Origin of the sequence: Nonomuraea sp. NPDC048826, from assembly GCF_043198225.1 — a bacterium.
Classification (GTDB): Bacteria; Actinomycetota; Actinomycetes; order Streptosporangiales; family Streptosporangiaceae; genus Nonomuraea.
Window position 1 is genome coordinate 37827 of sequence record NZ_JBICUQ010000011.1, and the last position, 21965, is coordinate 59791.

Genomic DNA, 21965 nt, shown 5'->3' on the forward strand with positions numbered 1-21965 from the left:
TCACATGAAAATGCGTTGTCCATCGACGGGTGCAGCATCAAGGTGGTCGACGCCGAGCGCGTGGCCACCGTGTGCGAACGGATGCCCAGCGCTGAAGACCTGACCGACACCGCCGACGTCTTCGGCCTGCTGTCGGACCCCAACCGGCTGCGCCTGCTGGTCGCGCTGCTGGACGGCGAGCTGTGCGTGTGCGATCTGGCGGCGGTGACCGGCCAGAGCGAGTCCGCCGTCTCGCACGCCCTGCGCCTGCTGCGCGCGCACCGCATCGTGGCCGCCCGCCGTTCCGGACGGATGGCCTACTACCGCCTGGAGGACCCGCACGTGCGGATGCTGCTGGACCTGGCGCTCACGCACATCCAGCACACCGAGGCCATCCACCCGGAACGCGACGGGAGCGAGTGATGGGCCACGGGCACGGACATGGGCACGGGCACGCGGGAGGGCGGCACCGCTGGCGCCTGGCGGTCTCCTTCGCCCTGATCGGGGCCTTCTTCGTGGTCGAGCTCGCCTACGGGCTCATCTCCGGCTCGCTCGCGCTGCTGTCGGACGCCGGCCACATGGCCGCCGACGTGGTCACCCTCGGCGCGGCGCTGATCGCCACCAGGATCGCGACCCGCCCCGACACCACCGGCCGCCGCAGCTACGGCTCCTACCGCGCCGAGGTGTTCGCCTCCTTGCTGGCCGTGATGCTGATGCTCGGCGTCGCCGTCTACGTGGCGGCCGAGGCGATCGGCCGCATCGGGACCCCCGCCCAGGTCGCCTCCGGCCCGATGCTGATCGTCGGCGCCATCGGCCTGGCCGTCAACCTGGTCGCCCTGCTGCTGCTGCGCGCCGGGGCCGCCGAGAGCCTCAACGTCAAGGGCGCCTACCTGGAGGTCGTGGCCGACACCGCCGGCTCCGTCGGCGTCATCCTGGCCGGCTGGCTGGTGGCCACCACCGGCCGGCCCTTCTGGGACACCCTCATCGCGCTGGCCATCGGCGTCTTCGTCGCCGTCCGGGCCGTCGCGCTCGGCCGCCAGGTCTTCGCCGTGCTCGGCCAGCACGTCCCCGAGGGCATCGACGCCACCGCCGTGGCCGGCGACCTGGCCGCCATCGACGGCGTCCGTGACGTGCACGACCTGCACCTGTGGACGCTGACCTCCGGCATGAACGTCGCCACCGCCCACCTGGTCACCGCCGACCAGAGCGACAACCACGCGGTCCTCGACCAGGCCCGCGACCTGCTGCGCAGCCGGCACGGCGTGGCCCACGCCACCTTGCAGGTCGAGCCGGCCGACCACAGCGGCTGCGACGAGCTGGGCTGGTGACCCCCGTCAGGAGGTGAGCGCCTCGACGGCCACCGCGAACGCCCGCGGGTCGGCCTCGCGCAGCGGCGCCAGCGCGGCGGTCCAGGCGGGCCCGGCCAGCACGTGCGCGAGCAGGCGGCGGGAGTGGCCGGGGTCGACGCCCTTCGACAGCGCGATCAGGAGCTGGGCGCGGCGTTCCGGGTCCTCGACCGCCGACGCCAGGTCGGCGACCTTGCCGGCCAGCGCCGCCGCCGCGCCGGAACCCCGGACGTCCGCGATCGCCTTCACCAGCTCGGTGAAGGCCAGGAGCTGCTGGTCCGGGTTGGTGACGCGGCCGGGCAGCAGGCTCCCCGCCCGCTCGGCCACGTCCGGCACGACGACCCCGCCCGGGTCGGCCCTGGTCACGGCGCTGTACGCGCGAGCCAGGTGATCGGCCAGGGGAATGTGCTTGCGGGCGATCAGGGCGGCCTCGGCCGGCCGGCCGCCGTCCGCCAGCGCCTTCACCAGCGTGACGTACGCGCGCGCCCGGTCGCCCGTCGCCCTGATCTCGTCCAGCAGGCGCAGGGCGCGTGTCACCTGCCCGCGCAGGGCGAAGGCGGCCGCCAGGTCTCCCAGCGCGCCGGCCCGGTCCTGTCCCGGCGGGAGCTCGCCGATCAGCCGCCGGGCCTGGCCGGGGTGACCGAGCCGGACGAGGAGCTTCACCAGCGCCACGAGGAGGGTGGTGCTCCGGGCGGAGCCGGGAAGCCGGCGGACCAGCCTCTCGGCCTCCCCTGCCAGCTCGTGCGCCAGACCGGGCTTGCCCTGGTCGGCGGCCACCCTGGCGAGGCCGAGCAGCGCCTGCGCGCGCTTGTCGCCGGAACGGATCTCGCGCAGCAGGGCTCTGCCCTGCTTGAGCGACCTCTTGGCGGCCACGGTCTCGACCCGGGCGACCCACGCCTGGGCCCGCCGGTCGGGGTCGGCGATCTTCCGCGCCAGGGCCCTGGCCCGGCCGCTGTCGGGAAGCCTGACCACCAGCGCGGCGAGCGCCTGGGCCCGGCTGTCCCCGCGCAGCGACAGGGCCAGCCGCTCGGCCCGGTCGAACTCTCCCTGACCGGCCAGCGACTCGGCCACGGCTACCAGCGCCCTGTCCCGCTCGGCGCGGCCGGGCAGCCTGACCCTCCTGGTCAGGGCCTCGGCCTGGCCCGGGTCCTGCCTGGCGAGCGTCCTGACCAGGTCGACCAGCACCCGCGCCCGGGTGGCCGGCTCGGGGATCGCGCAGGCCAGGGTCTCGGCGAGCGCGGGATCCTCGACCGCCTCCGCGAGCGCCACCAGCGGCCGCGTCCGCTGCTCGCCGGACGTGGCGGAGCGGGCCAGTTCCTCCGCCTCCTCGGCCAGCTCGCGCGCCCGTTCGGCGTCACCGCAGTCCAGCGCCGCCCCGGCCGCGGCGACCAGCGCCCGGACCCGGTGGTGGCGGCTGCCGATCGAGCGGGCCACCTCCTCGGCCCGGGGGTCCCCGCAGAGCGCGAAGACCTGGACGACGGCGACCAGCGCCCGCTCGGTCCGGTTCTGCGGGGGATGCTTCCGCTTGGCCCGGTTCCCTGCGGCCCGCTTCCGTGCCGCCTCCTGCCGCGCGGCCTCCTGCCGGGCGAGGACCTCCGCCTGCTCGGCCACCTCCACCGCCCACTCCCGGTCACCCCGGCGGGCGATGCCCTCCGCGACGGCCGCCAGCGCCTGGGCGCGCAGGGACGGCGACGGGACGGACGTGGCCACCTCCACCGCGCGCTCCACCTCGCCCTCGCGGACCAGGCCGCCGGCCAGCGCCTTCAGCACCTGGAACCGCTCGTACACCGTCGGCAGCCTGTCCGCCAGGTCCCTCGCCCGGGGCAGCTCGCCGCACCGGGTCATGACCTCCACCAGCGCGGCCAGCGCCCAGCTCTGCGTGCCGTCGCCGACGATCACCTCCGCCGTGGCCTCCGCCCGCCGCAGGACGGCCCGCGCCAGGTCGGGGTCGTCGGCCACGACCTGCCGGGCGAGCGCGCTCAGCGCCCCCACCCGCTGGTCCGCGAGCGGGATCCGGTCGACCAGGCGCTCGGCCCGCGCCAGGTCGCCGCACGCGGCGGCCGACTCGACCAGGGCGGCCAGCGGCTTGGCCTGGAGGCGCGGATCCAGCACCGCCCGGGTCACCTCCTCGGCCCGGTCGAGCAGCCGGGACGCATCGGGCCGGCACGCTCGCGCGATCATCCCTAACGCCCACGCCCGCCGCTCCGGCTCGCCGATCGTGTCCGCGAGCGCCTCCGCCACGCCCGGCTCCCCCTGGTCGGCCAGCTCACGCGCGACCCCGGCAGTCGCCCACGCCCGCCGGTCCCGGTCATGGATGGTAAGGGCGAGCGCCTCCGCCTTGACCAGCCCGCCCTCCTGGGCCAGGGCCCGCGTCACCTCCGCCAGCGCGCCGGCCTGCTTGCCCGGGTCGGCGATCGACCGGGCCAGCGATTCGGCGCGGGTGTCCTGACCGAGCCTGACCCACAGGACGAGCAGCTCATCCGGCCAGAGCGGGGCGGCGGCGCCCAGCCGGTCGCGTGCGACGGTCAGCCGGACGAGATCCGCCAGGTCGGGCTCCGGCTGGTCGCGGACGGCGTCCTGCGCGGCGGCGATCTCGCGGAGCGCCGCCGCCTGACCGCCTATGAGCCGGCTCATCCGGGCCTGGCGGGCCGGGTCGAGCGCGTGCTCCACCAGCCGCGCACCGGTCAGGAGCCTGCGGTACGAGGTGAGCAGGTAGGCCGGCGTGTCCTCCGGCCACCCCCGCGCCCGGTAGGAGTCCGCCCATGCGTGGATGCGCGACCGGTAGCCGTCGAGGTCCCCGGCGAGCCTCTCCTCGGCGATCCGGAGCAGCGTCTCGTGGGCGAACGCGTAGCTCTCGGTGCCCATCGCGAAGCGGAAGATGTTGCTGTCGAGGCGGTCCTTGATCTCGTAGCGGTCCTGGCCCGTCAGCGCGGCGAGGTCTTCCGGGGTGAGCCCGCCCCGGGCGACGGCGAGGAGTCCGAGGAGGGCGTCGTCCCGGTGGACGCTCAGCCACCAGCCGAGCTCGTTCCTGGCTTCCAGTTCGAGATTCTGCGCGTACGGGGTCGAGCGCAGCGTCCTGACCCGGCACCGGTGCAGGGGATGGTCGGCCCGGAGCCTGAGGTGGAGTCCGGGGTTCGGGCGGCCGGTGACGAGCACGCCCACGTTCGCGGGGAGGCTGCGCGGGAGTTGGAGGGCGATGGCGGGGTCCTCGTCCAGCCCGTCCACGACCAGCACCAGGCGTTCCCCGTTGTCCTGGCAGCGTTCGGCGGCGCTTTCCAGCAGGTGGTGGAAGGCTCCCGGGGTGTGCGGCTCCTCGGCGATGGCCGCGAGTTGCTCGCCCGCGACCTGGAGGAACTCGTCCTGACGGCCCAGGCGGTTGGCCGCGAAGTACGCGGCCACCCGCACGCCGGGCGGCGGGTCGAGCACGAACGCGGACGTCAGCGCGGTCTTGCCCGACCACGGCTCGCCCTGCAGGCGCAGGTACGTCTCGTCGCCCGTGCAGAAGGAGGTCAGCTCGTCGAGTTCGCGGTCGCGGTCGCGTAACCCGCCGTCCGGCGCCAGGTCCCGGACCTGCGCCGCGTACGCGCCGAGGTCCCGGCCGGGCGGCTTGTTGACGCTCTCGGGCCGGTGGTAGCCGATCTGCCTGCGCTGTTCGGGATCCAGGTCCCAGTCGGCCCGCAGAGCCGTGAGATGCCGCGCGCCCTCTTCCAGGTGGACCTCGTTGATGACGCCGACGAGCCGGTTGCGCGCGAAGAGAGCTGCGCCCGACATGCCGCGCCAGGGCGAGTCGTACGGGTTCTCGAGGGGCGGGTTGTCGATCGCGATCTGCAAGGTCCCGGTCCGGAGGTTCGACAGCGGGTAGATCGAACCGATCAGGTGATCGCTGTCCCGCTTGGCGTCCCGGAACTTGAACGACGGGAACCCGAGCGCCTCGCAGGCCAGCTTGCCGCCGCGCGGCTCCACCAGGCCGTAACGGACCGGCTTCACCTCGTCATCGAGATCGACGTGGAGCGCGGCGAGATCGCCCACGCTCCAGAGGAACCGCGCGGTCACCCTGCGCTCGGGGGCGAGAAAGCGCACCGAGATGGCCTCGTCGCCGGCCACGCGCCCCTTGACCACGTGTGCGGCCGTCAGGACCACGTCCGACGTCACCCGATAACCGGAACCGTAGGTCTTCTCGCCCTCGGGCAGGCAGACGACGATCTGCGCGGCTCGCTCGAGTCTCAGTCTTCGCCCTCCCTCGCCCGGCCGCCGATGCTGAGTGAGCCACCCGCGCGCGTGGGCTGCAGGGTGAGCTTGACCCGGTGGGTCCTGGCCTCGATCTCCTTGACGTCGGCCCCGGCCTCCACCACCCAGAACTTGACCTTGCCGTTGGCCGCCGCCTCCTCGGTCATCATGACCGTGATCTCCAGCTCGATGGCCCCCACGGCGAACTGGATCGCCTCCCCCTGGGCCGATCGAGCCGCCCGGTTCAGCTCGCCGCGGAGTTCCCTGACGACCGTGGACAGTTCCAGCACCGTGCCTCCAGAGAAAGGGTTTCGTGGAATTATGCCGAATAAACCGTAAGTTGATCGATACGGTCAGGGTGGGCATCTTGGGAATCTCCGGCAGCCGCGTGGTCGTCACCGAACCGATATCGTCCTCCGCACCGCGGCCCATCACGCTCCACCTGCCTCCCGAACCCGAGGACCACGTCGCCGCGGTCCTGGACGCCTGGACAGGGCAGGGGCTCTCGATCTCCGACCGGCGCTTCTCGATGCGGTTCGAGGCGGGCGGCATCCCGGACGCCCTCATCTACTACGTGGTGCTGTCCGAGCTGGTCAACCGATGGGTCGCCGTCGACGTCAACCAGGTGCCCGTGGACTTCCAGCGGATCTACGAGGAGAGCCGCCGCCTGCCCGACGCCGGCAAGCCGTCGCCCTTCACCACCTGGGCGCAGGTCGGCGGGGAGGATCCCGGCTACCTGCCGCACGTGGTCGTCGAGACCGAGGCGGACCTCACGCCGGAGACGGTGTCGCTGATCCGCTACGCGTCCCGGCTGCGCATGGTCCCGCCGGCCCGGACGAAGGCCGCGTTCGTCTGCCTGGCCCGGGTCGCGGGGATCCGCCTGGCCCGGCAGAGACGGCTCCCCTTCCTCTCCACCGGCCGCGAACTCGAACCGCTGCACAAGCAGGCCCCCGACCAGGGCGTCGACCTCGAACACCTCCGGATGAGCGTCATCCCGCGCCGAAAGGTCAATCCGCCGACCACGTACGACCTCGTCCCGCCCGGCAAGGGCCGGAAGCGTTACCGGACCCTGGCCGAGGCGAACGCCGCCCCGATCGAGCCGCTCCTGGGCCGGCTGGGATCGTCCTCGACCGGCGACGAGCCCGTCGTGTGGACGTGCCCGCGCGTCGCCAGCCGGCACCTCGCCAACCCGAAGCCCTCACTGCGGATCCGGAGCAACCGGGCCATGTGCACCGGCTGCGACACCGCGTACCTCACCCCGGTCGAACTCGTGGCCCGGACGCTGGACATCACCCCGGACGAGGCGGCCGCGCTCATCCTCCGGCCGGACTGCGTCATCGACCGCCCGGTGCCCGACTACCGCCGGCCGGAGCTGGTCTCCCCGCCGGTCCCCGGAACCCTGGTCACCGCCTACGTCTCCGCCGACCGTCCCGACAGGTTCGACTGCGTGATCTACGACGCGGGCATCGGATACCCGCGAGAGGCGATCATCTGGCGCCCCGACACGGCCAACCTGCCCCCGGACGTCGCACCGGTCGTGCTGAAGCCGGGCGACACCGTCACCGCCCTGGTCACGGAAGTCCCGGAATCGGGCGCGTGCCATCTCTCCATCACCTCGCCCGCGCTGGCGGCGCGCGCCCTGGCCTCGCAGGTCCCGGAGATCATCGACGGCGCCGCGACCGTCGTGGCGGTCGCCCGGATGATGAACAGCCGCACCAAGCTGGCGGTGGCCCCCACGGAGGAGCGGCTGAACGCGGTGGGCGCGGCGCTCGGCAAGCGCGACAACCACTACCACCTCCACGCCGCGCACCGCCTGCTCAACAGGCACAGGCTGAACGAGCCCCCCGACACGTGGGAGCGGCTGGAGATCATCGCCTACTCCGCCGACCTGCGGACCTATCTCATGAACGCCATGCGCCCGGTGGAGGTCATCGACTGCCGGATCCGGGGCACCAACGCCGTGGTCTCCGTGCGGCCGCTCCAGTACCGGGGCGGCATCGGGCGGGGCGGGCTCAACGCGCAGCTCGCGGGTCAGCTGACCGGCCTCTACGTCAGGGTCGTGCCCGACGGCGCCGACCTCGACGACCCCGCACTCGACGGCCCCGTCCCTTGAGCCGGACCCGTACGACAGCCCTGCACTAACCTCATAGCATGATCGTCGATCACTCCGCTCGGGGCGGGTTCGCGGCGCTGCTCCGGCGGCATCGGCTCCGGCTCCGGCTCACTCAGGAGGAGCTCGCCGAGCGGGCCGGCATCAGCTCGCGAGTACTTGCGGAGCCGGGCGTCCGGAGGGCCGGTCACGTGATGTGGCCGGCTCCGGGCACGACTCCCGTCACCGTGGCGCCCTGTTCGGGCACTCCGGTGACCGACACGGAGCCGCCGAGCTCGGCGAAGGCCGCCCGCATGCGGGCGATGCCAGGGCCGGTCGGCGGCGGCTGGAAGCCCTTGCCGTCGTCGCTGATCGTCAGCCGCAACCCGCTGGGGGCCACCGTGACAGCGATCGACACCGTGGACGCCTGGCTGTGGCGCGCCACGTTGTCGAGCCCTTCGGCCATGACCGTCAGCACCCCTTTCGCGACCCGGGACGGCACGTCGGCGGTCGGCAGAGCCCACACCTCCACGGTTATCCCGGTGCGTTCCGACCACTCGGCCAGGAGCCCCTTGAGCGCTTCGGCCAAGCTCGCCCCCGTGCGCATACGTGTCCCTTCCATCGTCGATCCGCCTCCCTTCTGGTGATCACATGAAATCGCGGACGCCAACGGACCTACCAGGACGTCACGTCTGACGTTTCATCGAACGCGGCCCTCGCCGTCGCGGTGAAACCGGCGCGAGGGGGCCGTGAAACCGGCGGCGCCGATGGTGGGGCCATGAACATCACAGAACTCCGCCGTACCGGGGACCGCGCCGCGTCCCCCGGCGGCGCGGAACCGGCCGTGCTCGCGGAAGGGCTGGTCAAGGCGTTCGGCGAGCAGCGCGCGGTGGACGGGGTCGACCTGGAGGTGCGGACCGGCGAGATCTTCGGCATCCTCGGGCCGAACGGCGCCGGCAAGACCACGATGCTGCGGATGCTGTCCACCTTGCTGGCGATCGACGCGGGCCGCGCCCGGGTCTTCGGCGTCGACGTGGCCGCGGAGCCGCACGTGGTCCGGCAGCTCGTGGGCGTCACCGGGCAGTACGCGTCGGTGGACGAGAACCTGACCGCGCGCGAGAACCTCTGGCTCTTCGCCCGTCTGCAGGGGATCCCCTCCCCGCGGGCCAGGCGGACCGCCGACGGGCTGCTCGGCCGGTTCGGTCTGGAGGACTCCGCCGACAAGCCGATCGCGCAGTACTCCGGCGGCATGCGGCGCCGGCTCGACCTGGCCGCCAGCCTGATCGCGACCCCGCCGCTGATCTTCCTGGACGAGCCGACCACCGGCCTCGACCCGCGTACCCGCGGGCAGATGTGGGACACGATCCGCGACCTGGTCGCCGACGGCTGCACGATCCTGCTGACCACGCAGTATCTCGACGAGGCCGACCAGCTCGCCGACCGGATCACTGTGATCGACCACGGCCGCAAGGTGGCCGAGGGCACGCCCGACGAGCTGAAGACCGCGGTCGGGAACGCCACCCTGCAACTGGTGCTGGCCGAGCCCGCCGAGGTCCCGGCCGCCGTCGAGGTGGTTCGCCGGGAACTCGGCGCGGACCCGGTGCTCAGCCCGGAGAAGGGCCGGCTGAACGTCGCGCTCGACCGGGCCGACCTGGCCGCCGACGTGCTGATCGCGCTGCGTGCGGCCGGGCTGTCGATCTCGTCGGTGAGTGTGGCCAAGCCGAGCCTGGACGAGGTGTTCCTGGCCCTCACGGGGCACGGGGCGGGCACGGAGGAGAGCCGATGAGCATCACGATCGACCCGGTCGCCCGGGTCTCGGCCGCGCGGCGGCGCGTCACCGTGCGGGAGACGCTCGACCAGACGCTGGCGATGGCGTGGCGGGCCGTCAAGAAGATGCTCCGCAACCCCGAGCAGTTCTTCGACGTGGCGTTGCAGCCCATCCTGTTCACCGCGATGTTCGCGTACATCTTCGGCGGCGCGATCAGCGGCGACGTGCAGAGCTATCTCCCGCTGATGGTGCCGGGCATCCTCGCCCAGACCGTCCTGACGACCTGCATGGTCACCGGGGTGCAGTTGCGCGAGGACATGGAGAAGGGCGTCTTCGACCGGTTCAAGTCGCTGCCGATCGCCCGGATCGCGCCGCTGGCCGGCCCGATGGTGGCCGACCTGGTGCGGTACACGATCGCGGCCACCCTCACCTTCGCCGTGGGCGTGCTGATCGGCTATCGCCCCGGGGGCGGGGTGCTCGGCGTGCTCGCCGGGATCGTGCTGGCCATCGTCACCGGCTGGTCGCTGGCGTGGATCTTCACCTGGCTCGGCACGGTCGCCCGCAGCACCCAGGCCGTGCACGGCATCTCGCTGATGATCCTTTTCCCGCTGACCTTCCTGTCGAACGCGTTCGTCCCCGTCGACACGCTGCCCGGCTGGCTCGCCGCGTTCGTCCGCGCCAACCCGGTCTCACACCTGGTCACGGCCACGCGTGACCTGGCCAACGGCGGGGTCGTCAGCGCGGAGGTGGCCTGGACGCTGCTGGCCTGCGTGATCGTCGTGGTGGTCTTCGCCCCGCTGTCGGTCCGCGGCTACAAGCGGCACCTGTGACCCGCGGCCGGACAGCCCCGCGACGAACGCCCGCGCCTCGCCGAGGAGGTCGCCGCCCCGGCGGTCGCCGTACTCGGCGCGGACGCGGGCCAGGGCCCCGGGGGCGGTCCGCTCGGCGTGCGGCTCGATCCGGTCGAAGGTCATGTCGGCCATCATGTCGTTGTAGGAGAACCGCTCGGCCAGCACCAGCAGCCTGACCGCGTCGAGGGGGGCCAGCCCCGCCCGGAGCAGCCCCCACGCGCCGAGCGCGAAGAGCATCGAGCCGCAGACCGGGTAGTCGAGCAGCCGGCTCTCCCCGCTCAGCACGTCGGGCGCCCGGCCGGTGAGGCAGGCCAGGAACAGCTCCTCGCCGTACGGGAGATCGGCCGGCTCGGCGTGGTAGGCGTACGCCGTCAGGGCGAGCGCCTCGGCCACGACCGCCCACGGGTCGAGCACCCAGGGCGGCACCCCCGGCAGCCGCAGGTCGCGGGCCTTCTGGACGGCCAGCCGGTACTCCGCGAGCGCGGCGACCGTCTGGCCGCGGGCGAGCGCGATCTCGGCGGCGCACACTGAGGCGATCGCCACCCCGCCGGGGACCGGCTCACGGTCGTTGACCAGGTTCATCTCGGCGAGTTCGGCCTCGGCGGCGTCGTGGTCGCCGTCGGCCAGCGCGGCCATCAGCAGCACCGAACGCAGCTGCGTCTCGTCGTCCGCGGCGCCGACCCGGCTGATGGCCGGCAGGGCGAGCCGCGCGTGGCCGACCGCCCGCCGCCGGTCGCCGTGCCGCATGAGCAGGTGGGCCATCGTGGAGTGCAGGATCGCGAACAGCCACGGGTTCTCCTCGTCGTGGAGCAGGGCCAGGGCCTGCTCGGTGGCCGCGATCGCCTCGGTCAGGAAACCCGCGCTCTCCAGCACGTGGGCGCTCATCTGCGCCGCCGCCAGCGCCACGTCGCGGTCGGGGCTGCGGCGCAGCGCCGCCAGCCGTTCGCGCCGGTCGGCGACGTCCGGCGCGCTGAAGGCGAGCGTCGCCTCGGCCATGGCCGCGAGGCGCGGATCCGTCGTGTCCTCGACGGGCAGCCTGTGGAGCAGGTCGGACAGCGGTTCGCTGCGACCGTCCAGGGTGATGATGACGTTGACGATCGTGACCACCAGGGCCGCCCGGGTGATCTCGACGAGCCCTGGCGGCGGGAACCATCCGGCGATGGTCTGCATGATCGCCTGGCCGAGCGCGATGATCTTGGCGTGGTCGCCGCGGATGGACCACATCGTGCCCAGGCCCGCCAGCAGCTGGACCGCCGTGGCGGGATCGGGCTCGGCGAGCGCCCGGCGGAGCAGGTCGGTCAGGTTGAGCTCCTCGGCCCGCAGCCCGTCGACCGCCTCGAACTGGCCGGGCCCGAACAACGCGGCGCCGTGCCCGCCGGCGTAGTCCGTCGCCCAGGACCGCAGCGCCGCCCGCGCCGCCTCCGCCTCGCCGGCTTCCTCCAGCCGCATCCGGCCGAACTCCCTGACCGTCTCCAGCATCCGGTAGCGGACGCCGCCGGCCGTCTCGTGCACGCTCAGCAGCGACTGCTCGGCCAGGGCGTGCACGGCCGGCAGCGCGTCGGCGCCGAGCACGTGCTCCGCGGCCTCCGGCGTGCAGCCGTCGGCGAACAGCGACAGCCACCGCAGGGCCCGCCGTTCGGGCTCACCCAGCAGGTTCCACGACCAGTCGATGACCGCGAGCAGCGTGCGGTGCCGGTCGGGAGCGCTGCGGTCGCCGCCGCGCAGCAGCGCGAAGCGGTCCGCCAGCCGCCGCGCGATCTCCTCCACGGACATCACCCGGACCTTGGCCGCCGCCAGCTCGATCGCGAGCGGCAGCCCGTCGAGCCGGGTGACGATCTCCCGTACCGTGTCCTCGTCGACCCGCGCGGCCGGACGGGCGGCCGTGGCACGCTGGCGGAACAACTCCACCGCGTCATCGGCCGCGAGCTCGCCGAGCGGGTAGACGCGCTCGGCCGCGATCGACAGCGGGGCCCTCGACGTGGTGAGCACCCGCAGATCGCGCGTGGCGGCGATCAGGAAGGCCGTCAGGTCGGCCACGGCCTCGATCACGTGCTCGCAGTTGTCCAGGATCAGCAGCGCAGGAGCCTGGCCGAGCCGCCCGGCGATGCGGCTCCGGACATCGGCCCGCTGCTCGGACGTGGGCGTACGGCGCCCGCTGACCGAGTCGCGCACCCCGAGCGCCGAACCCACCTCGCCCACCACGCCCTCGGGCGAGGACACGCCGACGAGCCCGACGAAGTGCACCACGGGCTGGGCGGCGTTCCGGCCGGCGACGTGGGCCAGCCGCGTCTTGCCCAGCCCGCCCGGCCCGACGACGGAGACCACCCGGTGGGCCTGCAGCAGGGCGTGCACCGCGCGGATGTCACCGTCACGCCCGAGCAACGGCGAACCGTCGAACAGCACGCCTTCCCGTACGGGCCGGTCCGCCGCGAGGAGTTCGGCGTGGACGCGCGCCAGGCCGGGCCCCGGATCCACGCCGAGGCTCTCGGCCAGGTCGGCGCGATGGCGTTCGTAACGCTCCAGCGCGGCGGCGGCGCCCCGTACCGCGGCCTCGCTGCGCAGCAGGCAGGCGAGCAGCTCCTCGTCGCTGGGCCGGTCGGCCGCCGCCTCCTCCAGCAGGGGCAGCGCCCCTTCGTGGTCGCCGGAGCGGGACCGCGCGACGGCCGCCAGCCGGCGCGCCTCCGCCAGCCGTCCGGCGGCGACGGCCCTGACCTCGCCCAAGGGACCGTCGACCGTCTCATCACCCGTCGCGAGGCCGGTCGCCTCGTCCGCGAGCCGCCGGGCCCCGGCCACGTCGTCGTCGGCCAGCGCGGCGCGGGCCCGCTCGACCAGCGCGCCCAGCAGCAGCGCGTCCACCTGCTCGGCGGGCACGCCCAGCCGGTAGCCGCGCTCGGTGCGCACCACGGCGTCGGCGGCGGTCGCCGCCCTGGTCCGCGACACGACCACCTGCAGCGCCTTCATGGGGTTCGCCGGGGGCTCGTCCGGCCACAGCTCCTCGACCAGGCGCTCGTGGCCGGCACCCGCCCGCCCGTGCAGGACGAGCACCGCCAGCAACGTCCGCGCGCGATCTCCGATCACGCGCTCCCCCCGCCAGCGGACGCCGTCGAGCAAGGTCAGCACCGGAGCCACGGCCCTAGCTTACGGACGCCGAGGGGCTCGGAGGTCGGGCACCTCTCGCCCGGCGCCGGGTCTTGTGCCGGAGCAGGGGATTCCATATCGTTTGGCCTCAAACGTATCTCGCGAGGGGCTCATGGCGCACCACACGCATCAGGACTGGCTGGACCGGGCCGCGCGGCTGCGGCCGCCGACCGGCCACCACATCGACGGGGCCGACGAGCCCGGCGGCGGTCCCTCCTTCGCGGTCGTGTCGCCCCGCGACGGCCGGACGATCGCCGAGGTCGCCGACGGCGGCGCGGCCGAGGTCGGGCTCGCCGTCGCCGCCGCCCGCCGGGCCTTCGACGCCGGCCCCTGGCCGCGCCTGGCGCCCGCCGACCGCGGCCGGGCCCTGATGCGCCTGGCGGACCTCATCGAGGAGCACCGGGCCGAGCTCGCGCTGACCATCAGCCTGGAGATGGGCAAACCGATCACGGAAGCGTACGAGATCGAGCTGCGCGCCGCGATCACCACCTTCCGCTGGTACGGCCAGCTGGCCGACAAGCTCGCCGACGAGGCCCCGCACGTGGCTCCCGACGCCTTCGCCCTGATCACCCGCGAGCCGTCGGGCGTGGTGGGCGCGGTCGTCCCGTGGAACTTCCCGCTCACCCTGGCCTCCTGGAAGATCGCCCCGGCGCTCGCCGCCGGCTGCACGGTCGTGCTCAAGCCCTCCGAGCTGTCCCCCCTGTCGGCGCTGACGCTCGGCCGCCTGGCCGCCGAGGCCGGGCTGCCACCGGGGGTGCTCAACGTCGTCGCGGGCGACGGGCCAGGCGCCGGACGGGCCCTCGGCCTGCACCCGGACGTCGACGTGCTGGCCTTCACCGGCTCCACCGCGGTCGGCCGCCACTTCCTGCGCTACTCGGCCGACTCCAACCTCAAGCGCGTCTGGCTCGAACTCGGCGGCAAGTCGCCGAACATCATCCTCCCCGACGCCCCCGACCTGGACCAGGCCGCCGCCACCGCCGCCTGGGGCATCTTCTTCAACCAGGGCGAGATGTGCACCGCGCCCTCACGGCTCCTGGTCCACCGTTCGATCGCGGAACGGGTGACCGACGCGGTGATCGAACGCGCCCGTACGCTGCGCGTGGGCGACCCGCTCGACCCGGGCACCGAGATGGGCGCCCTCGTCCGCGAGAGCCACCTCGACAAGGTCCTCGGCCACATCGACGCCGGTAGCGACCAGGGCGCCCGGCTGCGGACCGGCGGCGCGCGCACCCTGACCGGCACGGGCGGCAGCTACCTGGAGCCGACCGTGTTCGACCGGGTCGCGCCGGACTCCCGGCTGGCCCGGGAGGAGATCTTCGGGCCGGTCCTGTCGGTGCTGGCCTTCGACGAGCTGGACGAGGCGATCAGCCTGGCCAACGCCACCGAGTACGGTCTGGCCGCCGGTCTGTGGACGTCCGATCTCAGCACCGCCCACCGGGTCTCCCGCGCGCTGCGGGCCGGGACCGTCTGGGTGAACTGCTACGAGGAGGGCGACCTGACCGTGCCCTTCGGCGGGATGAAGCAGTCAGGCAACGGCAGGGACAAATCCATACACGCCATCGACAAGTACACCGAGCTCAAGACGACCTGGATCCAGCTTTGACCAGCGCGCGCCCCCTGATCGCGATCCCCGCCCGCTTCTCCGCCTCCGCCTCCGCGCTCCGGTACGCCGCCGAGGTCAACGCCCGCGCCGTGGTCGAGGCCGTCTGGCGGGCCGGGGGCGAGCCGGTCACCGTCCATCCGCACGCCGCACCGGACGCGGCGGTCGCCGACCGGCTGGCCAGGTTCGACGGCATCCTGCTGCCGGGCGGCGGCGACCTGGCGCCGCACCGCTACGGCGCCCGGCACACCCACGGCAGCGTCTACGACGTCGACGAGGACCAGGACTTCTTCGACCTGGCGGTCGCCCGCGTCGCCCTGGCGCACGGGTGGCCGCTGCTCGCGATCTGCCGCGGCATGCAGGTCGTCAACGTCGCGCTCGGCGGGACCCTGCTGCAGGACATGGGCGGCCCGGCACACGAGCACCGCCACGTCGTGCACCCCGTCTCCGTGGCGGCCGGCTCGGTGCTGGCCGGGGCCACGGGGGCCGGGAAGGTGGAGGCGTCCTGCTACCACCACCAGCGGGTGGACGCGCTCGGCGCCGGGCTCTCCGTGACCGCGACAGCCGCCGACGGCACACCGGAAGGGCTCGGCCTCACCACCGCCACGGGCTGGTTCGCCGCCGTCCAGTGGCACCCGGAGGACACCGCCGAACGTGACCCGGCCAACCAGAGCCTCTTCGACGCCCTCGTCCAAGCCTCCCGCCCCTGACCACCCAGGGCCCGCGCCCGGCTCAGGTCGCGGGCCTGGGGTCGGTTCTAGTCCCCCACCCGAGCCTGGCTCAGGTCGCGAGCCTGCACCCGGTTCTAGTGCCCCACCCGCACCCGGCTCAGGTCGCGGGTCTGGGGTCGGTTCAGGTTTTGGGTCTGCGGCCGCTGCGGCGGCGGGCGGGCTCCGCGCCGCCCAGCAGCTCCAGCCGCCGCTCCTCGCCGTGCGTCTCGACCTGCAGCACGATGGCGCGCAGCGCGTCGGAGACGCTCTCGTACTGCTCGGGCGCGAGCCCGGCGGTGACGAACACCTCCTCGGCGTTGAACGCCGGGAACAGCCGCTCCATCAGGGCCTCGCCCTCGTCGGTGAGGCGGAGCAGCACCCGGCGCCCGTCGTACGGATGATCGGCCCGCTGGAGCAGGCCGCGGGACTCCAGCGTGCGGGAGACACCCGTGAGCGTGCCCTTGGAGATGCCCGACTCCTCGGCGACGAACCGGGGCTCCTGCTCACCCCAGATCCACACCACCCACAGCACCACGAATGCGGTCCACGTCAGGTCGCTGCCGCGCAGCACCGAGTTCTCGACGTGCTGGCGGATCGCCGACGCGGCGCGGTAGATGTTGGCCACCACCGCCATCTGGCGGTGCTGGATCGGCGTGTCGCCGAGCTTCGCCCGGACCAGCTTCTCGGTCTCGGTGATGGATCGCTCCCCGCCGGGCAAGGCTCACTCCTCCGGACTCGGCTTGTTCGCTCCCACGAGTGTAGGAGAGGCCGCACGGCCCGGGATCACCGCTTCGGCGGCCGGATGCCGCGGAACTCCCAGTCGCCGCCGAGCGCCGTGGAGAGCACCTCCTCCGACTCCGTGGGCTGGGCGCCGACGTCGGCGCGGATCGCGACCGGACCGGTGACGACCCGGTTGGACAGCCGCCCCAGGCCCTCCACCTCGACCTCGACGAGGTCGCCCGGCTGGACCGGGCGGGAGTTGGCGGGCGTGCCGGACAGCAGGACGTCGCCGGGGTGGAGGGTGATCGTGCGGGCGATGTCGGCGACGAGATAGTGCATGTCCCAGGCCATCTCGTCGGTGGAGCCGTTCTGCGCGATCTCCCCGTTGACGTACGTACGCAGGTACTTGCCGCGGAAGTCCCACCCGGTGACCAGGCCGGGCCCGAGCGGGCACAGGGTGTCGGAGCCCTTGACCCGGAGCATCGAGCCGGCGTCGGTGTCGCGGAAGTCGTGCAGCCCGAAGTCGTTGGCGACGGTGTACCCGGCGATGTAGTCACCGGCCTCGGCCGGGGAGACGTTGCGGCAGGTCCGGCCGATGACGATGGCCACCTCGCCCTCGTAGTTGAGCCACTTGCAGCCCTCGGGGCGCACGACGTCGCCCCGGTGGGCGTTGAGCGAGGAGGTGGGCTTGTGGAAGTAGGTCGGCGTGGCCGCCAGCTTGATCTGGAACTCCTCGACCCGGCTGCGGTGGTTGAGGTGCACCGCGATGATCTTCGAGGGCACGACCGGGGGCAGGTGGACGGCGTCGTCGATCTTGACCCGGCGGCCGTCGCCCGCGACGAGCTCGTCCCCCTCGGGCACGGCCTCGACGACGGCCCCGTCGAGGAGGATGCGACGGTACTCAGGCATGGGCGTTCTCCTGACGGGGAGCGGTCCAGCCGCCTTCGGGGCGGTCGAACCAGAGGTGGACCTGGCCGGTGCCGATCGAGTTCTCGTACTCGCCGTACTGGCGCGCGGTCGCGGTGCACGCCCGCTCGCCGAGCGCGCCGGCCATCATCAGGTAGTGGAAGAACCGGGCCTCCGGCTTGTACTCCCAGAACTCCGGCATGGTGTCGAGCACCCGGTCGTGACGGCCCTCCTTGAACCAGGCGATCCGCTCGTGGTCGGCCTCCCGCGCCTGCGGGGTGAAGATGTGCCGGGGGTCGCTGGCCTCGTGGTCGCGCAGCTCGCGCAGCGGCCAGAAGGTGTGCGACAGGGCGCCGGAGGCGATCACCAGCACCTTGCGGCCGGGGGTGGCGGCGATGCCGTCGGCCAGGGCTCGGCCCAGCCGCAGGTGGTCCTCCATGTCGCCGGTCTGGCAGACGCCGATTGTCATCCAGCGCTTGTCGGGCAGCCCCTCGCCGAGGAACTTCCACAGGTTGACCGTGGCGTAGAAGATCGGCAGGTACGGGTCGTCGATCGGGGTGATCCAGGTCCCGTGCTTGTCGGCGAAGGAGGCCACGTTGTGGGCCAGCTCCGGGTCGCCGGGGAAGTCGTACGGCATGCGGCACATGCCGCGCGGCAGTTCCTCGGAGGTGAACAGCCCGGCCCGCCGGTCCTGCGCGGTGATGACGAACTCCACGGTGGTGGCCCAGTGCGAGTCGAGCACCACGACGGTGTCGTAGTCGGCGGTCTCGAAGACCTCCTCGCGCAGCTCGCGCAGGCCGGTGACGAGGGTGATCTCCTTGCCCTCGTTCAGCTCCAGCCGATCCTGCTCGGGGAGCACGATGGTGGGGACGTGCGCGAGCAGGCCCGCCCCGACGATCTCACCCATGGTTCTGCCATCCCTCCGGTGCGGTCACGGTGTTCTTCAGGTCGCAGTAGAAGTCGAAGCTCCAGTCGCCGCCCTCGCGGCCGACACCGGAGTCGCGGGAGCCGCCGAAGGGCGCCCGCAGGTCGCGGACGAAGAAGCAGTTCACCCAGACCGTCCCGGCGACGAGCCGGGCGGTGACGCGCTCGGCGCGGGCCCGGTCGCCGGTGGCGACGGTGGCAGCCAGGCCGAAGCGGGTGTCGTTGGCCAGCGTGACGGCCTCGTCCTCGGTGTCGAAGGTCTGCAGGGTCAGCACCGGGCCGAAGACCTCCTCCTGGACGATCTCACTGTCCTGGGCCACGTCGGTGAGCAGGGTCGGCCGGTAGTACAGGCCCTCGCCGCGCTCGCCGCCGATGACGGCGCGCGCCCCCGCGGCCAGTGCCCGCCGCACGAACCCGTCGATCTTGTCGAGCTGGCGGGGGTGGATGTTGGGGCCGATGTCGGTGCTCTCGTCGCGCGGATCGCCCTGCTTGAGCGCCGAGGCCCGGGCCACGAAGCGGCGGGTGAACTCCTCGGCGACCGGGGCCTCCACCAGCAGCCGGGTGGCGGCCAGGCACACCTGGCCGGCGTTGTCGTACTGCTCGACCGCCAGGTTCACGGCCAGGTCGAGGTCGGCGTCGGCGAAGACCAGCAGCGGCGACTTGCCGCCCAGCTCGAAGCTGGTGGGCACCAGGTTGGCAGCGGCCGCCGCGGCGATCCGCCTGGCGGTGGGCACCGAACCGGTGAAGCTGATCCGGCGCACGTCCGGATGGGCCACCAGCGCGGCCCCCGCCTCGGCGCCGTACCCCTGGACCACGTTGAGCACCCCGGCGGGCAGCCCGGCCTCGGCCGCGAGGTCGGCCAGCAGCGAGGCGGTGAGCGGCGACCACTCGGCGGGCTTGAGCACGACCGTGTTGCCGGCCGCCAGCGCGGGGGCGATCTTCCAGGTGGCCAGCATCAGGGGCGCGTTCCACGGGGTGATCAGCACACACGGCCCGGCCGGGTCCCAGGAGACGTGGTTGGTGTGGCCGCGGGTGTCGAAGTCCTCGTGCCCGAGGTTCTCCAGCCAGTCGGCGAAGAAGCGGAAGTTGTGCGCGACGCGCGGCATCACGCCGCGGCGGTGCGAGCGCAGCAGCGCGCCGTTGTCGGTGGTCTCGACGATCGCCAGGTCCTCCAGGCGCTTCTCCACGCCGTCGGCGACGGCGCGCAGCAGGCGGGCGCGCTCGGCCGGAGGCGTGGCCGCCCAGCCGGGGAAGGCCTGCCGGGCGGCGGCGACCGCCGCGTCGGCCTCGGCCTGCCCGCCCCGGGCGATCTCGCCCAGCGGGCGGCCGTCGATGGGCGACTCGTCGGTGAAGGTGCCGGCGGAGGCCACGCGGGCGCCGCCGATCCAGTGCCGGGTGTCGACGGCTACCCCGGCGACGGTCAGCGTGTGCGAAGACATGGTGGACTCCATTCGGTGACGTGGTGACTTACTCGGAGCCGGACGTGCCGGATTCGAGGAGGGTCCCGCCGTCCCAGGTCACGCCGACCTGGCGGTAGTACGCGGCGATCGGCTCGTGGATCTCCAGCCGGGCCAGTTCCTCGGTCGGCGCCTCGAACAGCTCCAGGTCCGCGTCGCCGCGCCAGGCGGGGCCGGCCTCGAACGCCTTCGCCCCGGACTCGATCAGCTCGTCCAGCGCCAGGCCCTTGCCCTGCTCGATGGCGGGCATCCAGCGGTGGTGCGCCATCGGGTGACCGTTGACGAACCCGTTCGTCTCCGACTCTCCCCGCAGGGTGACCACGGCCTCCGCGAGCCTGCGGTCGGCGGCGGCGAGCGTGGCGCCGAACCGGGCCCCGGCCTCGATCCGCGGCGCCGGTCCGTACGGGTGCGGGCGGGTCAGGTGGATGGAGCCGAGCTTCTTCGGATAGCCCTGGTGCAGCCCCCGCGCGATGGCGAAGTCCTTGTCGACCCAGATGTAGACGCAGCGGGAGTACGTGCGACCCCGGTAGGAGCAGCGCACCACCGCGAACGCCTCCTTGTACTGGGAGCGCACCGGGTCGAGGAGCTCCTCGCGGGAGGTCGAGCAGGACTGCCAGTCGGCCCAGATCAGGGCGACCGCGCCGGGGTCCTCGGGGGCGAGTTCGAGGGGTGGCGGCAGCAGTTCCCTGACCCGGGCCGGGTCGGTGCGGTACTCGACGGTGAGCAGGTCGCCGGAATAGTGCCAGGGCGGTGCGGGGATCAGGGAGGACGCCCCGGTCGCCGTCTTGGGGTAGAAGTAGCCGCGCATGGGTTCGGTGCTCCTTATCCGGTGAGAGCGGGCTGCTTCAGCAGGTCCGCGCGATAGCGGGCGGCCCGGGCCACGACGGCCTGGCCGCCGAGCGCGACCACGGCCACGAGCCGTCCGGCGCGGTGGTAGCCGGCCAGCAGGTCTCCGCCGGTGCCGCCGTCGAGGACGCGCACGTCGTCCAGGCCGAGAGCCGGGGCGCCGAAGGACTGCAGGCGGAAGTCGTGCTGGTCGCTCCAGAACGTGGGCAGGGGCGCGAAGGGCTCCGGGTCGGCCACGTCGCCCGCGAGATGGGCGGCGAGGACCGGGGCGGCGTGCTTGGCCATGGCGGTCGGCAGCGACCAGTGCTCGACCCTGCGGGCCACCTCGTCGTAGCGGGCGTTGGGGAACCGGGCGACGTCGCCGACCCCGACCGCGTACGGCAGACCTCCCATGCGCAGGGACGCGTCGGTGAGCACGCCGTCGGCCAGGTCGAGCCCGTTGCCGTCGAGCCAGCCGGTGCCGGGGACCGAGCCGACCGCCTCGACGACCACGTCGGCGGGGAGCAGGGTGCCGTCGTCGAGCACGACGCCGGTCACGTGCTCGTCACCCGCGAACCGGGTCACGCTCCTGCCGAGCGCGAACCGTACGCCCCGCTCCTCGTGGCGGCGCAGCAGCTCGCCTGCCAGCAGCTCGCCCAGCGCGCCGACCATGGGCAGGGGGAGCGGGTCGACCACGGTCACGTCCGTCACCCCGAGGCCGGTCGCCGTGGCGGCGACCTCGCACCCGATGAACCCGGCGCCGATCACCACGAGGCGGGTGCCCGGCGTGGCCAGCGAGTCCTGCAGCCGCCGGGCGTCGTCGAGCGTGCGGACGGTGTGCCGGCCCAGGGCTGGGCCGGGGCACCGCAGGCGGCGCGGGCGCGTCCCGGTCGCCGCGACCAGGCCGTCGAAGGGCAGCTCGGTGCCGTCGTCCAGGACGACCACCCGCTCCGCGAGCCGGGCCGCGGTGACCGCCGTGCCGAGCCGCCAGTCGACGTCGGCGCCGGTGCGCGGGCGGAAGGCCAGCGTGTCGAAGGACGCCTTGCCCGCCAGCACCTCCTTGGAGAGCGGCGGCCGGTTGTACGGCATGTGCGGCTCGTCCCCGATCACCGTGATCTCGCCGCGCCAGCCGGCGGCGCGCAGCTGCTCGGCGGCGCGCAGGCCGCCGAGCGAGGCTCCGGCGACCACCACCCGTCCGGTCATCGCGGTCAGCCCTCGATGGAGATCGCCTGGAGCGGGCACACGTCGGCGGCGTCCTCGACGTCCGCGCGGAGGCTCTCGTCGGGTTCGTCGACGTAGACCAGCCGCCCGTCGTCGTCCATCCGGAACACCTCGGGGGCCGAGAAGACGCACTGGCCGTGGTCCTGGCACTTGTTCATATCGACGACGACCCTCATAGCCGCTCCCTCATGGATCGTTTGACTT

17 protein-coding genes and 1 pseudogene are annotated in these 21965 nt (G+C 73.5%); 7 read left to right on the forward strand and 11 right to left on the reverse strand.

What is annotated here, in order from left to right; all coding sequences use genetic code 11:
* Positions 1 to 15: 15 nt before the first annotated feature.
* Positions 16 to 402 carry an ArsR/SmtB family transcription factor gene (locus ACGFI7_RS34840; RefSeq protein WP_393412256.1) on the forward strand — a complete coding sequence of 129 codons (387 nt, stop codon included), beginning with the start codon at positions 16 to 18 and terminating at the stop codon, positions 400 to 402.
* Positions 402 to 1307: a cation diffusion facilitator family transporter gene (locus tag ACGFI7_RS34845; RefSeq protein WP_393412258.1), complete on the forward strand. Its 906-nt coding sequence runs from the start codon at positions 402 to 404 to the stop codon at positions 1305 to 1307. The genes ACGFI7_RS34840 and ACGFI7_RS34845 overlap by 1 nt, the downstream gene beginning before the upstream one ends.
* A 6-nt stretch (positions 1308 to 1313) precedes the next feature.
* Here the strand turns inward: ACGFI7_RS34845 and ACGFI7_RS34850 are convergent, their stop codons facing one another.
* A complete protein-coding gene (locus ACGFI7_RS34850; RefSeq protein ID WP_393412260.1) occupies positions 1314 to 5477 on the reverse strand; it encodes a hypothetical protein in 4164 nt (1387 codons plus the stop codon).
* Between the two features lie 71 nt (positions 5478 to 5548).
* Positions 5549 to 5842: a trypco2 family protein gene (locus ACGFI7_RS34855; RefSeq protein ID WP_393412262.1), complete on the reverse strand. Its 294-nt coding sequence runs from the start codon at positions 5840 to 5842 to the stop codon at positions 5549 to 5551.
* A 68-nt stretch (positions 5843 to 5910) separates the two neighbouring features.
* Here ACGFI7_RS34855 and ACGFI7_RS34860 point away from each other — a divergent pair, with 68 nt between their 5' ends.
* Positions 5911 to 7665 (forward strand): hypothetical protein, encoded by a 1755-nt coding sequence (locus ACGFI7_RS34860; protein ID WP_393412264.1) that lies wholly within the window; start codon positions 5911 to 5913, stop codon positions 7663 to 7665.
* A 184-nt stretch (positions 7666 to 7849) separates the two neighbouring features.
* Here ACGFI7_RS34860 and ACGFI7_RS34865 read toward each other — a convergent pair whose 3' ends face one another.
* Positions 7850 to 8263, reverse strand: a complete 414-nt coding sequence (locus ACGFI7_RS34865) for a sensor histidine kinase (RefSeq protein ID WP_393412266.1) — start codon at positions 8261 to 8263, stop codon at positions 7850 to 7852.
* 156 nt (positions 8264 to 8419) lie between these two features.
* Here ACGFI7_RS34865 and ACGFI7_RS34870 point away from each other — a divergent pair, with 156 nt between their 5' ends.
* Together ACGFI7_RS34870 and ACGFI7_RS34875 are read left to right on the forward strand one after the other, a co-directional pair.
* A complete protein-coding gene (locus ACGFI7_RS34870) occupies positions 8420 to 9427 on the forward strand; it encodes an ATP-binding cassette domain-containing protein (protein WP_393412268.1) in 1008 nt (335 codons plus the stop codon).
* The gene (locus ACGFI7_RS34875; protein WP_393412270.1) at positions 9424 to 10239 is read left to right on the forward strand and encodes an ABC transporter permease; all 816 of its coding nucleotides are present in this window, start codon (positions 9424 to 9426) and stop codon (positions 10237 to 10239) included. The genes ACGFI7_RS34870 and ACGFI7_RS34875 overlap by 4 nt, the downstream gene beginning before the upstream one ends.
* A 1689-nt stretch (positions 10240 to 11928) precedes the next feature.
* On the opposite strand, the pseudogene ACGFI7_RS34880 reads toward ACGFI7_RS34875, so the two are convergent.
* Positions 11929 to 13221 (reverse strand): annotated as a pseudogene (locus ACGFI7_RS34880) (ATP-binding protein); the annotation flags it as partial.
* A gap of 289 nt (positions 13222 to 13510) precedes the next feature.
* On the opposite strand from ACGFI7_RS34880, the gene ACGFI7_RS34885 reads away from it, so the two are divergent.
* Positions 13511 to 15001, forward strand: a complete 1491-nt coding sequence (locus tag ACGFI7_RS34885; protein WP_393412272.1) for an aldehyde dehydrogenase — start codon at positions 13511 to 13513, stop codon at positions 14999 to 15001.
* A complete protein-coding gene (locus tag ACGFI7_RS34890) occupies positions 14998 to 15708 on the forward strand; it encodes a gamma-glutamyl-gamma-aminobutyrate hydrolase family protein (protein ID WP_393412274.1) in 711 nt (236 codons plus the stop codon). The genes ACGFI7_RS34885 and ACGFI7_RS34890 overlap by 4 nt, the downstream gene beginning before the upstream one ends.
* Positions 15709 to 15850: 142 nt before the next feature.
* Here the strand turns inward: ACGFI7_RS34890 and ACGFI7_RS34895 are convergent, their stop codons facing one another.
* From ACGFI7_RS34895 to ACGFI7_RS34925, 7 genes are all read right to left on the reverse strand, one after another.
* Entirely contained in the window at positions 15851 to 16426 is a 576-nt protein-coding gene (locus ACGFI7_RS34895) for a MarR family winged helix-turn-helix transcriptional regulator (RefSeq protein ID WP_393412276.1), read from the reverse strand.
* Between the two features lie 65 nt (positions 16427 to 16491).
* Positions 16492 to 17337: a fumarylacetoacetate hydrolase family protein gene (locus ACGFI7_RS34900; protein ID WP_393412278.1), complete on the reverse strand. Its 846-nt coding sequence runs from the start codon at positions 17335 to 17337 to the stop codon at positions 16492 to 16494.
* Positions 17330 to 18241, reverse strand: a complete 912-nt coding sequence (locus tag ACGFI7_RS34905) for a 3,4-dihydroxyphenylacetate 2,3-dioxygenase (protein WP_393412280.1) — start codon at positions 18239 to 18241, stop codon at positions 17330 to 17332. Before ACGFI7_RS34905 ends, ACGFI7_RS34900 begins: the two co-directional genes overlap by 8 nt.
* The gene (locus ACGFI7_RS34910) at positions 18234 to 19697 is read right to left on the reverse strand and encodes an aldehyde dehydrogenase (protein WP_393412282.1); all 1464 of its coding nucleotides are present in this window, start codon (positions 19695 to 19697) and stop codon (positions 18234 to 18236) included. Before ACGFI7_RS34910 ends, ACGFI7_RS34905 begins: the two co-directional genes overlap by 8 nt.
* 28 nt (positions 19698 to 19725) lie before the next feature.
* Positions 19726 to 20523 carry an acetoacetate decarboxylase family protein gene (locus ACGFI7_RS34915; protein WP_393412284.1) on the reverse strand — a complete coding sequence of 266 codons (798 nt, stop codon included), beginning with the start codon at positions 20521 to 20523 and terminating at the stop codon, positions 19726 to 19728.
* 14 nt (positions 20524 to 20537) lie between these two features.
* Complete coding sequence (locus ACGFI7_RS34920) at positions 20538 to 21743, reverse strand: NAD(P)/FAD-dependent oxidoreductase (RefSeq protein ID WP_393412285.1); 1206 nt, start codon at positions 21741 to 21743, stop codon at positions 20538 to 20540.
* A 5-nt stretch (positions 21744 to 21748) separates the two neighbouring features.
* Positions 21749 to 21937, reverse strand: coding sequence for a ferredoxin (locus tag ACGFI7_RS34925; protein WP_393412287.1), 189 nt, complete (start codon positions 21935 to 21937; stop codon positions 21749 to 21751).
* Between the last annotated feature and the right edge of the window lie 28 nt (positions 21938 to 21965).

Bases quoted from the DNA above. Each gene is read 5' to 3' on its own strand.
- ACGFI7_RS34845 (WP_393412258.1), top strand. From the start codon at position 402: ATGGGCCACGGGCACGGACATGGGCACGGGCACGCGGGAGGGCGGCAC.
- ACGFI7_RS34865 (WP_393412266.1), bottom strand. From the start codon at position 8,263: ATGGAAGGGACACGTATGCGCACGGGGGCGAGCTTGGCCGAAGCGCTC.
- ACGFI7_RS34870 (WP_393412268.1), top strand. From the start codon at position 8,420: ATGAACATCACAGAACTCCGCCGTACCGGGGACCGCGCCGCGTCCCCC.
- ACGFI7_RS34875 (WP_393412270.1), top strand. From the start codon at position 9,424: ATGAGCATCACGATCGACCCGGTCGCCCGGGTCTCGGCCGCGCGGCGG.
- ACGFI7_RS34885 (WP_393412272.1), top strand. From the start codon at position 13,511: ATGGCGCACCACACGCATCAGGACTGGCTGGACCGGGCCGCGCGGCTG.
- ACGFI7_RS34900 (WP_393412278.1), bottom strand. From the start codon at position 17,337: ATGCCTGAGTACCGTCGCATCCTCCTCGACGGGGCCGTCGTCGAGGCC.
- ACGFI7_RS34905 (WP_393412280.1), bottom strand. From the start codon at position 18,241: ATGGGTGAGATCGTCGGGGCGGGCCTGCTCGCGCACGTCCCCACCATC.
- ACGFI7_RS34910 (WP_393412282.1), bottom strand. From the start codon at position 19,697: ATGTCTTCGCACACGCTGACCGTCGCCGGGGTAGCCGTCGACACCCGG.
- ACGFI7_RS34915 (WP_393412284.1), bottom strand. From the start codon at position 20,523: ATGCGCGGCTACTTCTACCCCAAGACGGCGACCGGGGCGTCCTCCCTG.
- ACGFI7_RS34920 (WP_393412285.1), bottom strand. From the start codon at position 21,743: ATGACCGGACGGGTGGTGGTCGCCGGAGCCTCGCTCGGCGGCCTGCGC.
- ACGFI7_RS34925 (WP_393412287.1), bottom strand. From the start codon at position 21,937: ATGAGGGTCGTCGTCGATATGAACAAGTGCCAGGACCACGGCCAGTGC.